Source organism: Terrabacter sp. 01T434 (assembly GCF_056398545.1).
On record NZ_JBFTPP010000006.1, the window covers coordinates 1 to 12198 of the forward strand.

The 12198-nt window shown below is 69.9% G+C and carries 10 protein-coding genes; 2 read left to right on the top strand and 8 right to left on the bottom strand.

Going from position 1 to position 12198, the window contains the following annotated elements; all coding sequences use genetic code 11:
• Both AC1DIW_RS13850 and AC1DIW_RS13855 read right to left on the bottom strand, forming a co-directional pair.
• Positions 1-626: fibronectin type III domain-containing protein (locus tag AC1DIW_RS13850; RefSeq protein WP_478108879.1), on the bottom strand; the 626-nt coding region annotated here is incomplete at its 3' end.
• Positions 623-2002 (bottom strand): fibronectin type III domain-containing protein, encoded by a 1380-nt coding sequence (locus tag AC1DIW_RS13855; RefSeq protein WP_478108881.1) that lies wholly within the window; start codon positions 2000-2002, stop codon positions 623-625. The genes AC1DIW_RS13850 and AC1DIW_RS13855, both read right to left, overlap by 4 nt.
• Before the next feature lie 406 nt (positions 2003-2408).
• On the opposite strand from AC1DIW_RS13855, the gene AC1DIW_RS13860 reads away from it, so the two are divergent.
• Positions 2409-3320 (top strand): hypothetical protein, encoded by a 912-nt coding sequence (locus tag AC1DIW_RS13860; protein ID WP_478108882.1) that lies wholly within the window; start codon positions 2409-2411, stop codon positions 3318-3320.
• A gap of 146 nt (positions 3321-3466) precedes the next feature.
• Here AC1DIW_RS13860 and AC1DIW_RS13865 read toward each other — a convergent pair whose 3' ends face one another.
• Entirely contained in the window at positions 3467-6397 is a 2931-nt protein-coding gene (locus AC1DIW_RS13865) for a vitamin B12-dependent ribonucleotide reductase (RefSeq protein ID WP_442280266.1), read from the bottom strand.
• A gap of 94 nt (positions 6398-6491) precedes the next feature.
• Positions 6492-6989 carry a transcriptional regulator NrdR gene (gene nrdR / locus AC1DIW_RS13870; RefSeq protein ID WP_442280267.1) on the bottom strand — a complete coding sequence of 166 codons (498 nt, stop codon included), beginning with the start codon at positions 6987-6989 and terminating at the stop codon, positions 6492-6494.
• Positions 6990-7503: 514 nt separating this feature from the next.
• Here nrdR and AC1DIW_RS13875 point away from each other — a divergent pair.
• A complete protein-coding gene (locus AC1DIW_RS13875) occupies positions 7504-8772 on the top strand; it encodes a sensor histidine kinase (RefSeq protein ID WP_478108884.1) in 1269 nt (422 codons plus the stop codon).
• Here AC1DIW_RS13875 and AC1DIW_RS13880 read toward each other — a convergent pair.
• From AC1DIW_RS13880 to AC1DIW_RS13895, 4 genes are all read right to left on the bottom strand, one after another.
• On the bottom strand, positions 8678-9415 hold the full coding sequence (locus AC1DIW_RS13880) for a hypothetical protein (protein ID WP_478108886.1): 738 nt from the start codon (positions 9413-9415) through the stop codon (positions 8678-8680). The two genes, AC1DIW_RS13875 and AC1DIW_RS13880, sit on opposite strands and share 95 nt — an antisense overlap.
• A complete protein-coding gene (locus AC1DIW_RS13885) occupies positions 9412-11184 on the bottom strand; it encodes an alpha/beta hydrolase (RefSeq protein ID WP_478108887.1) in 1773 nt (590 codons plus the stop codon). Before AC1DIW_RS13885 ends, AC1DIW_RS13880 begins: the two co-directional genes overlap by 4 nt.
• On the bottom strand, positions 11181-11483 hold the full coding sequence (locus AC1DIW_RS13890) for a hypothetical protein (protein WP_478108889.1): 303 nt from the start codon (positions 11481-11483) through the stop codon (positions 11181-11183). The genes AC1DIW_RS13885 and AC1DIW_RS13890 overlap by 4 nt, the downstream gene beginning before the upstream one ends.
• Before the next feature lie 262 nt (positions 11484-11745).
• Positions 11746-12168, bottom strand: coding sequence for a LysM peptidoglycan-binding domain-containing protein (locus AC1DIW_RS13895; protein WP_478108891.1), 423 nt, complete (start codon positions 12166-12168; stop codon positions 11746-11748).
• Positions 12169-12198 lie beyond the last annotated feature (30 nt).

Below are 12198 nucleotides of genomic sequence, written 5' to 3' on the forward strand. Positions count from 1 at the left end.
CTCGTCGAGGACAACAACAACGACACCACCAGGGTGTGCCCCGCCTGCACCCCGCTCGAGCCGACCGTCAGCGTGGTCGTCGTCCGCGCCGCCGACGCCGTCGCCGACCCGACCCGACCCACGTAGCCCGCCGCCACCGCGGCCTGCGGAGTCGCCGACGCCTCGTTCGACAACGGCGACGTGCCGACCGCGTTCACCGCAGCCACCCGGTAGAAGTACGCCGTCCCGTTGCTGACCGACGTGTCGGTGAAGCTGGTCCCGCTCACGTTCGAAGCGACCGGCGTCGCACCTTCAGCGCCCGCGCTCGTCCCGCGGTACACGTTGTACCCCGTCACCGCCGACCCACCATTCGACGCCGGAGCCGTCCACGACAACGCCACCGACCCGTTGCCGGCCACCGCCGCCAACGACAGCGGGCTCGACGGGGGCGTCGCCCGAGGGGTCGCCGATGCCTCGTTCGACAGAGCCGACGTCCCGACGGCATTCACCGCAGCCACGCGGTAGAAGTACGCCGTCCCGTTGACCAACCCGGTGTCCGTGAAGCTGGTACCGCTCACGTTCGAAGCGATCGCAGTCGCGGACTCACCACCCGCACTCGTGCCCCGGTAGACGTTGTACCCCGTCACCGCCGACCCACCATTCGACGCCGGAGCCGTCCATTGTACCCGGTGATTCCCGAACCGCCGTCCGACGCCGGCATCTGCCAGGACAGGGCCACCGAGGTGTCGCCCGCCGAGGCCACGAGGCCCACGGGCGCCGACGAGACCGTCCCGCGCGGGGTCGCCGACGCCTCGTTGGACTGTGGCGACGTGCCGACGGCGTTCACCGCAGCCACCTTGTAGTAGTACGCGCTGCCATTCACCTCGCCCGTGTCGGTGAAGCTCGTCGCCCTGACGTTCGTGGCGATCGGGGTCGCACTCTCCCCTCCGGGAGCCGAACCGCGGTAGATGGTGTAACCCGTGATCGCCGACCCACCGTCGGACGTGGGCGCCGTCCACGAGAGTGTCACGGACGCGTTACCGGCCACCGCCGCCAACCCGGTGGGCGCCGTGGGCGCCGTCGGTTGCGTGGACTGAGGCGTCGCSGACGCCTCGTTCGACTGCGGCGACGTGCCMACSSCGTTSACGGCYGCRACKGTGTAGAAGTACGTCGYGCCGTTGACTCGGCCCGTGTCGGCATACGTGGTCGTCTTGACGTTCGTCGCGATCGGCGTCGCGCTCTCGCCCCCAGCGCTCGTGCCGCGGTAGATGGTGTAGCCCGTGACAGGCGACCCTCCATCGGACGTCGGCGCGGCCCACGACAGGTTCACCGAGCCGTCGCCCGCGACGGCGGCCAGGCTCTGCGGCGCCGCTGGGGCCGCGGCAGCCGCCGTCCCGATCTGGACCCAGGGGTGCGACTCGTCGATCCGGCCGCTGACGAAGCTGCCGTTGACGCAGTGTCCGCTGTCGACTCCACCCCCGTTGAGCACCTGGCCCGAGTCAAGGTAGGTCGTCGTGGCCCCGCCCAGGGTGATCTTCACGTCGGGGATGGCACCGGAGTTGACGCATGATGCCGTGTTCCCCCCGTTGTAGGAGTTGGGAGCGAAGTCCGAGCCGTCGAAGTTGGTCGAGTTCTGCGCGCCGGTCTCGGTGAGGACGAGCGTCCCGTGCGCCTTGACCGTCAGGTTGGAACCCCAGAGGTTGTAGGTGCTCGAGCCGATCGTGACCACCGGGTGGATGCCGGTGACGTCGACACTGCCGGGATTGTCCAGACGGAGCGCTGCCGCGTCCCAGCACGTCGTGCTGTTGGGGTATGCCGGGCATGGCGAGCCGACGTAGCTCGTCGGGTCGGTGTACGGCCACGGTTTCGGCTGCTTCGCACTCGACGCGACGGAGTGCGTGTCCATGTAGCCGACGAAGACGTTCAGGGGCGTCGCAGCCTCTGCAGGCGCGAGCACCGACCCCACCGACTGGAGGACCAGCGCGGCGACGCCAACCACAGCGGCGACGGTGCTCCTGGCCATCCATCGACGCCTCGGGTGCGGGTGATGTGCCCCGACAAACCATGAAAAAAACCGGAACAGCCTGTGCCATGACGGAATTCGCATCACGCACCCCTCCCGACAACTCCCACTCCACCTCATCAAAGGTTGCGCTCAGGGCGCGGGAAGGCACTCGTGCGAACGTACTACGTCTTTGTCGAGGCCCGCCGCGAACACGACCCCGAGCCCCACGAGTCCAAACGCGGCCGACGCGGCCACGGTCGCGGCATACGCTCCGCGGGTGAATCCGGCGAACAGGATCGTGCCGGCGATCGCAGCGCCCAGGGAGGAGCCTTGGTCACGTGGCGCCGTCTTGCGTCGTCAGCCCGTCCGCGATGCGCCCTGTGGTTTCTCGTCCAGCTGCCGGTCCAGGGTGATCGCGGCGTCGATGAGGGAGAGGAAGCTCGGGGCTGACCCTGGCGACAGCGCGCGCACCGGCGGCAAGCGGACCGCCGTCGTCGGCTCCGGCCACTCGGCCCTGACCGTGCTGGTGGCACTGGCGACCCTGGCCGACCAGGTGCCGGGCACCACGGCGGTGTGGGTGCTGCGTCGCAGGGCTGTCGACAACGCGTTCGGCGGCGGCGACGCCGACCAGCTTCCCGCCCTCGGCGCGCTGGGCCTGCGGGCGCGCGATGCCGTGGCCGCCGGGCACATCGAGGTCGTCACCGGCTTCCGCACCCAAGCCATCGAACACGCGTCCGAGCAGACGCGCGGCGCTGGCTCGCTGACGCTCGTCAGTCAGGACGGGGCCCGTATCGACGGCGTGGACGAGGTCATCGGCCTCACGGGGTTCCGGCCCGACCACTCCATGCTGTCCGAGGTGCGGCTGCGCCTCGACACCCGCCTCGAGGCCCCGGCCGCGCTGGCCCCGCTCATCGACCCGAACGTCCACTCCTGCGGCACCGTCTACCCGCACGGCGCGACCGAGCTATCCCACGACGAACAGGACCTCTACGTCGTCGGGATGAAGTCATACGGCCGCGCGCCCACCTTCCTGGCCCTCACCGGCTACGAGCAGGTCCGCTCCGTCGCCGCGGCCCTCGACGGCGACCACGAAGCAGCCTCCCGTGTCGAGCTCACCCTCCCGGAGACGGGCGTCTGCGGCGGTGCCGGCCTCTTCGACGACGCTGCTCCCGAGGGCAACGGCGAAGGCGGTGGGGGCTGTTGCAGTCCCACCCCGGGAGTGGATCAGCGGTCCCTTCCGGTCGCCGCGATGCCGACGGTGCGCGCCGCCTCGCAGCTGATCCCGATCGGCGTCTTCGCCGGCGGCGCGGGAGCGTGCGGGCCCACCGGATGCTGAGCCACAGCGCGGAGAAGGCCCGGCCCCCTTTCGGGGAGCCGGGCCTTCTCGCCAGCGAAATGCCACTCTGATGATCCGTGCCATTGCTGACCAAGTGAATGTCACTCGTGCTCAAGCAGTTTGCGACACTCCTTGAGGGTTGACTGTCAGCTGCAGCCGCTGGTGCTTCCGCAACCCTCGCAGACGTAGCAGGAGCCGGCGGGACGCATCTTCGTGCCGCAGGTCATGCAGATCGGCGCGTCAGCGGTGATGCCACCGAACTTCTCGAGCAGCTCGGCCGAGCTGTGCACGTCGTTCGAGATCTCACGGGCAGAGGCAGCGCCCGCGCCTGACTTGACCTCGGCAGCAGCCGCCGGCGACTCTGCCTTGGTCGCCTCGTCCGACTTGGGCTCGGCCTTCTTCGAGACCGGAGCCGACTGCTGCAGCGACTCGAGCTCGTCCTCGAGATCCTCGTCGGACTCGTCGGACTCGATCGCCTCGTAGGAGCCTGTCTCGACCTGACGGGCCCGCTCGGACGCCGTGTGGATGCCCATGAAGGAGCGAGTGTCGAAGTCGAGGTAGTCGAGCGCCAGACGGCGGAACACGTAGTCCATGATCGACTGCGCCATGCGGACGTCGGGGTCGTCGGTGAGGCCGGCCGGCTCGAAGCGGAGGTTCGTGAACTTCTCCACGAACGTCTCGAGCGGCACGCCGTACTGGAGCCCGATGGAGACCGCGATCGAGAAGGCGTCCATCACGCCGGCCAGGGTCGAGCCCTGCTTGCCGAACTTGAGGAAGATCTCGCCGAGCTGCTGGTCGTCGTAGGTGCCGGCCGTGAGGTAGCCCTCGGCGCCACCGACGGCGAACGACGTCGTCTGCGAGCTGCGGCGCTTGGGCAGGCGGCGACGGACCGGACGGTACTCGATGACCTTCTCGACCTTGACGTCGGCGGCAGCGGCGTCCGCAGCAGCCTTGTTGTCCTTCGCCGTGGAGCCACCGTCGGACAGCGGCTGGCCGACCTTGCAGTTGTCGCGGTAGATCGCGAGCGCCTTGATGCCGAGCTTCCAGCCCTGCATGTAGACGTCCTGGATCTCCTCGACCGTGGCCGTCTCGGGGAGGTTGACCGTCTTGGAGATGGCACCCGAGAGGAACGGCTGGGTCGCGGCCATCATGCGCACGTGACCCATGGCCGAGATCGAACGAGCACCCATGGCGGTGTCGAAGACCTCGTAGTGCTCGGGCTTGAGGCCGGGCGCGTCGATGACGTGGCCCTTGTCGGCGATGTACTCGACGATGGCCTCGATCGACTCCTGCTGGTAGCCGAGCTTCTTGAGCGCGCGAGGAATCGTGAGGTTGACGATCTGCATCGAGCCGCCACCGACGAGCTTCTTGAACTTGACGAGCGAGAAGTCCGGCTCGATGCCGGTCGTGTCGCAGTCCATCATGAAGCCGATGGTGCCGGTCGGCGCGAGGACCGACGCCTGGGCGTTGCGGTAGCCGTGCTTCTCACCGAGCTTGACGACGTCGTCCCACGCCTTCGTCGCGAGCTGGTGGACGTCGGAGTCCATCGCGTCGAGCGTCTTGATGTTGTCGTTGGCGGCCTGGTGCTTGCGCATGACCCGCTTGTGGGCGTCCGCGTTGCGGGCGTAGCCGGCGTAGGCGCCGACGACCGAGGCCATCTCGGCGGAGCGCTTGTAGGCGGCGCCCGTGAGCAGCGAGGTGATCGAGGCGGCCAGGGCGCGCCCGCCCTCGGAGTCGTAGCCGTGACCGGTCGCCATGAGCAGCGCGCCGAGGTTGGCGTAGCCGATGCCGAGCTGGCGGTAGTTGCGGGTCGTCTCGCCGATGGGCTCGGTCGGGAAGTCCGCGAAGCAGATGGAGATGTCCATCGCGGTGATGACGAGCTCGACGACCTTCTGGAAGGTGACGGCGTCGAACGTGTCGTCGTCGCGGAGGAACTTCAGCAGGTTGAGCGAGGCGAGGTTGCACGAGGAGTTGTCGAGCGACATGTACTCCGAGCACGGGTTGGAGGCCGTGATGCGGCCCGTCTCGGGGTTGGTGTGCCACGCGTTGATCGTGTCGTCGTACTGGATGCCCGGGTCGGCGCACTCCCACGCGGCCTTGGCGATCTTGCCGAAGAGCTCACGGGCGTCGACGGTGTCGATGACGGATCCGTCGGAGCGCGAGCGCAGGCCGAACTCCGTGCCGTCCTCGACGGCCTTCATGAACTCGTCGTTGACGCGGACCGAGTTGTTGGCGTTCTGGTACTGGACGGAGACGATGTCCTTGCCGCCGAGGTCCATGTCGAAGCCGGCGTCGCGCAGGGCGCGGATCTTGTCCTCCTCGCGCGCCTTGGTCTCGACGAACTCCTCGATGTCCGGGTGATCGACGTCGAGCACGACCATCTTGGCCGCGCGGCGGGTGGCGCCGCCCGACTTGATGGTGCCGGCGGAGGCATCGGCGCCGCGCATGAAGGAGACGGGGCCGGAGGCCGTGCCGCCGGAGGAGAGCAGCTCCTTGGAGGAGCGGATGCGGGAGAGGTTGAGGCCGGCACCGGAGCCGCCCTGGAAGATCTTCCCCTCCTCCTTGTACCAGTTGAGGATCGAGTCCATCGAGTCGTCGACGGAGAGGATGAAGCACGCCGAGACCTGCTGGGGGCTCTTGGTGCCGACGTTGAACCACACCGGCGAGTTGAACGAGAAGACCTGGTGCAGGAGGGCGTGAGTCAGCTCGTGCTCGAAGATCTCGGCGTCCTCGGGCGAGGCGAAGTAGCCGTTGCTCTTGCCCGCGGCGGCGTACGTCAGCACGACGCGGTCGATGAGCTGCTTGAGCGAGACCTCGCGGGCCGCGGTGCCGACGGCGCCGCGGAAGTACTTGGTGGTCACGATCGTGCTGGCGTTGACCGACCAGAAGTCGGGGAACTCGACGCCGCGCTGCTCGAAGATCGTCTCGCCCGTCTTCCAGTTCTGCTGGACGACGTCGCGCTTCTCCCACGTCACCTCGTCGTACGGGTGCACACCGGGCGTGGTGTAGATGCGCTCGATCTTGACGCCCTTGGCGCCAGCCTTGGAGCGTGAGCTGCGGTTACCGATCTCCGTCATGTCGTGCGGCCTCCCTGACCGTGTCTGCTGCTGGTGGTGAGTCTTGCGGGGAGCACCGACAGTGGGTGGTGCTCCGGTGGTGCGTGGAGGGTGGTTACCGCGGGGCGTCGAACCGGGCGGGAGCGCTGGGCTCCTCCCCCAGCGCGGCGCGCTCGGCTCGCAGGAGCGCGATGGCTCCTTCGAAGTCCTCGAGGCTCTCCCACGCCTGGTAGACGCTGGCGAACCTGAGGTACGCGACCTCGTCGAGCTCGCGGAGCGGTTCGAGGACGGCCATGCCGACCTCGTGCGCCTCGATCTCGGCGTTTCCCTGCGACCGGATCGCCTCCTCGACCTTCTGGGCGAGAAGGGCCAGGTCGTCCTCGCTGACGGGGCGCCCCTGGCATGCCTTGCGCACGCCGGTGAGGACCTTGGCCCGGCTGAACGGCTCCGAGGCACCCGACCGCTTGATCACGTTGAGGCTCGAGGTCTCGAGCGTGGTGAAGCGGCGGTTGCACTCGGGACACTGGCGACGCCGGCGGATGCAGGCGCCGTCGTCGGTCGTGCGCGAGTCGATGACCCGCGAGTCGGTGTGGCGACAGAACGGACAGTGCACGCCTGGTCACCTTCCCTTCCCGAGATCCAGTCGTTCCAACGAGATGCGGCCGCCCCGCATGCCGAGTGCCGCCCCTCCCCGATGCTGGTCGGTGTTCGTGGGACCGACGTGGCCTGGGGATGGGGCTGGGGACGACTTGGGGATGACCTGTGCGTAACCCCCGATTGCCTGGGGACTACATGTGGACGTCTTACATCTGTGTAACTACTAGATGTAGGGGTAACTGTAGGCATGGTGTGACCCCGATCGCAAGCACACGATGCAGGTCCGGCGCGTCGAGCCGCTGACCTGCACAAACGCCACTCGGGTCCCAGGCGCACCGGGCGTGTCGCCGGGCGTGGCGCCCCCGCCACCCCCACATCTTGGGGTGGGCGACATCCGAGCATCCCTCATCTACCGCTTCCCCGACGAGCCCAGACACGCCTGCGTATGCCGTGGGGCTGGCGACCGGGGGTGCACGACATGGCACGTTTGGGTGCTTGCTCGTGGAGCGGCGATGTCAGAGGCTTCGCGGGTGACAAACCGGACACCAGTGCACGACGTCCTCGACCCGGGACAGCAGCGAGAGGAAGCGCTGGCCGTCTACGGCGTCCTCTTCGACGCACCCCAGCGCGAGCTGCAGGCCCTCGTGGACATCGCCGCCCAGGTGTGCGCGGTCCCGCGCGCCGCCATCAACATCATCACCTCGACGCAGCAGCAACAGATCGCCACGACCGGCTTCGCCGCCTCGATCTGCGCCCGCGAGGACTCGATGTGCGCCGCGGTGCTCGACGACACCGACCGGGTCGTCGTCCCGGACGCCAGCCTCGACGACCGCTTCCGCGAGAACCCCTTCGTGACAGGGATCCTGGGCACCGTCCGCTTCTACGCCTCCGCGCCCCTGACGACGCCGGACGGCGTCATCATCGGCCGTCTGTGCGTCTTCGACTCGCAGCCGCGGGAGCTGGTCGAGGCCCAGGAGGAGGCGCTCGTCGCGATCGCCGAGCGCGTCGTCGACGTGCTCGAGCTGCGCCTGCGGACCCGCGAGCTGGAGGACTCCCTCGCTGCCCTGACCCAGACGAGGGACGAGCTGCACCGCTCCAACGAGGCACTGTCGGTCTTCGCCGGCCAGGTGAGCCACGACCTGCGCACCCCGCTCACCGCGATCATGGCCAGCACGGAGATGCTCGGCCAGCAGCCCGCCGTCGCCGGTGACGTCTGGACGGGGCGCCTCGTCGCCACCGCCCATCGTTCCGCAACCCGGATGGCCGGGATGATCGAGCAGATCCTCGCCCATGCCAGGGTCGGGGCCGAGCTGCACCGGGCCGACACGGACCTGGACGTCGTGCTCGCCTCGGTGCTGGAGGACCTCGCACCGACCCTCGAAGCCAGGTCGGCGAGCGTCATGGCGGGCGAGCTGCCGACGCTGCCCGCCGACGGGCAGCAGCTCTACTCGGTGTTGCTCAACCTCGTCTCCAACGCGGTGAAGTACGCCCGCCCCGGCGTGCCGCCCGTCATCGAGGTGTCCGGCGAGCGCAGGGGCGAGAGCTGGCGACTCTCGGTGCGTGACAACGGCATCGGGATCTCGGCCGGCGACCGCGACCTGGTGTTCGGCCTCTTCAACCGGGTCGAGACCTCGGTCGACGGCAGTGGCATCGGTCTGGCCACCGTCAAGCGAATCATCGAGACGCACGGCGGCACGATCGGGATCAGCTCGGTGGAGGGGCCGGGGACCGACGTGTGGTTCGAGCTCCCGGCGGTGGTGGATGGTCCCGACGAGTCGGATGTGACCTCGGCAGCCTGACGGGGCGGCGAGCCCGCGCGAGGGCGACCATCGCCAGCACGACGGCGACGAACGCCCGTGGGTCCTGAGCAAGGACCTGGACCAGCAGCAACACGTAGGCCCACAGCGCCGACCCGTCGTCGAGGGACCTGCCGAGAGCCTCCGCCCCCGAACGGCCGGCGTCATCGATCAGGACCGCGGTGGCGTGGACGGCTGCACCGGCCAGGGCCGCCCCGACGGCCCAGCGCAGCCGGCGCAGCCACGGACGGGCTTGTCGCCCTGGCATGACCGGAGTGCGTGATGGGTCGCAGCCGCTCGCCCCGGACGGCGCGCAGCCTCGGGCCATCGGACGCAGACTGGGCTGGGCCAGTGCAACGGCAAGCACGAGCCCGAAGGCCACGACACCGAGCAGCGCGGCGGGAGAGAGTGCGTGGAGCGCACCGTCGCCGGCGGCCGTCCCACCCGCAGTGATCCAGCCGACCACGACGTACGGCAGTGTCTGGAGGAAGGCCAGCGAGACACACGCGGTGACGACGAGGCGGTCGCGGCGCGCAGCCACGGCCATCCGGTCGACGTCGGGGTCCACGTCGGGGTCCACGTCGGGGCTCACCTCGGGGCTCACCTCGGGGCTCACGTCGGGGCTCACGTCGGCGTCGGCGCTCAAGGGACCAGCCTGGGCCAGCTCAGCGGGTTGGTCCCGAGACTCGGGCCCGTCGTCGTGCAGGCACGCTCGTCAGCGCCCTGGAGGACCCGGAGGTCAGGCCGGCCGGCGGCGATGACCACGAGGTTGCGCTCGCTGTCCGTGCCGGCACGCAGGTAGTCGGAGTGTCCGGCTGAGGTGCGCCCCACGTCGACGAACTCCGACCTGGAGTGCAGCCAGTGGTTGCAGCCGGACCCGGCCCTCTTCAGCGCGAAGGTCGACAGCCGGGTCGCGCCGGCCACCTCGGCGGCCGGTGTGCCGTGCACCATCCACCCGTAGTTGAAGACGTCGTCGCCGACCGCTCCCAGGACGTTGAGGGAACCGGGCTTGAGCGCGCTTCGCGACACGTCGGAGAACGGCAGCCCGGGCGCGCCGAAGACGGCCACGTCGTCCACGGCGCTCGTGCGCAGGGACGCGAAGCCCGCGAGCGTGGCCCCGTAGGAGTGGGCCCACACGGTCTGGTGGGCGGGCCGGTCACGCGCCGCCTCGATGCCGGTCGCGAAGTCGGCGAGGGCTCCGGCATTGTCGCGGGCGAGCTTGGCGTTCAGCACGTTCCGGTCGATGGAACTGACGATCTCGTGCACTTGTGGGGCGTCGTAGCCCATCCAGGTCACGATGGCGACGTCCTGCCCGGCCGCGACCGATCGGGCTTCGGAGCGCATGCGCACGAAGATGTCGTCGTAGCGGCGCAGGTCCGTGCCGACCATCGTGGACAGTCCACCCACGAAGGTCACGACATGCTCGGCCCGGTCGACGTCCCCGAGCGCCACCACCGCCTTGACGTCGAGCCCCCTCGGGTCGATGAGCAGGAGCAGCCGCTCGCCACCGTCACGACGTGCGAGCACGTCGCGGACCGCCTGGAGCGCGGCGACGTGCTCATCGGCGCGGGTGCGCTCTGCGGCGTTGCCGACCCATCCCGAACGTCGTGCCTCACGGGCCTTGGTCCACGCCACCTCCTCCGCTCGCGCGAGCAGCACGAGGTTGGCTTCGTGGCGTGCCGTGGCAGGCACACCGTCACGCGGCCCCACCCACTCCGGGTGGTCACGGATCGCCCTGCGACGCTCCTCGTCGGTCATCGAGCGCCACCAGGCTGCAGAGGCGAACACCTGGGCGCTGACACCCCCGGCCGCCGATGCGGTCGGTGGCGGTGCCAGTGACCCGAGCACCGAGGCACCGACACCGGCACCGACTGCCGACGTCGCGCCTCGGGCCGATGACAGCAGTGCGCGAAGCAGCTCGTCGTCGGTCTCGGCAGCCGCCCGGCGCGCCTGGGCCAGGCACGCATGCACCTCGGCACGCAGCAGCTCGTCGAGGCGGGCACGGTGTGCCTCCAGGGCGGGATGACCGAGTGAGGCCCGGACCGGGAGGAAGAGACGCCCGTCGTCATCGATCCACGCGCCCTCGTCGACCGCGCGCCGGTCGGCCCGACGAACCAGGTCGATGGCCGCCTCCAGGCGGCCAGCCGCGTGTCCCACAGCCTGACCAGCCACGGCGATGCTCGCCGCCAGCCGACCCAGCCCGGTAATGACGACGGCGTACCGGTCTGCGGCGGCCGATGATGCGGCACCCGACCATCGTGGGGCGGCTGCTCGACGCCAGAGCACCAGCTCGGCCAGCACCACCACCCGTCGCCGACGGTCCTCGAGGCCCCTGCTGACGGCAACGAGGGACTGCGGACGGCTCGCGCGGATGTCGCGCACCGACAGCGTCAGCGACCCACCGGCAACGGTCACCGGAGGCCGCCGAACGATCCTTCGACGCTCTGCCGCGCTGCACGCTCGACCGCGTCGTAGGTGTCGGCTGCCGCTGCCAGGGATCGCCCCAGCTCCTTCAGCTCCCAGCGCGTCCCGGCCAACCGAGCCGTCCACGCCGCGGCGACGTCACGCAACGCTGAGCCGGTCCGGCTGCCCGGAAGGGCCGCGGCCACCGGCGTCAGCTCGTCCGCGATCCCGAGTCGTTGAACCCGCACCAGGACCTCGTCGATCGTGCTGACGTCGTCGCGCAGTGCGGCCGTGTCCACCTCGTAGCGCATGCCCTGCTCCTCTCCCCAGGACGGCAACGCTAGGCCGCACGCGGCGCGGCGCTCGTGCGTCATCCACAGGCCCCGGGACGACAGCAGAACGCCGCACCCCTGGTCTGGGGTGCGGCGTCCGTGGCGGGAACGACGGGGTCGAAGCGCCGCTACCGCCAGCCGCTGAAGGTGGAGCCAACGCGGCGGATCAGGTGGGATGGTCGAAGCGCAAGCACGGACGCGGCATACGCGATCGACCAGAGCCCGGATGGGCTGGCCGAGGTCAACGTCCCGGGATGACGAGCTGCTGACCGGCATGGAGCGCCGTGGAGCTGAGTCCGTTGGCGACTTGGAGCTCGACCACCGCGTCCGCCGTCGACACCCCGGGCAGCTCACGGGCGGCGACACCCGACAGCGTCTGGCCCGACTGGACCGTGACGGTGCGCGGCTCGCCGGTGGCCGACGCGAGCTGGCCGGCCAGACCCACCCCGAGAACGGCGACGACCGTCGCGACGAACAGGGTCACGACGAGCCGACCGAACCGCGTCAGGCGCACGGGTGGCCGCGTGAGGCGCGCCGCGCGGGCGGCCCGGGTGGCGTCCCGGCCGGTGGGCACCAGGACGAGACGGGGCCGACCGGTCGGCAGCGACCGCGCAGGCTCCTCGGTGTGCGGCGAACGAACGGCCTCGAGGACGATGGCGCTCATGGTGACCTCCCCTTGCTTCGGATCTGGCGA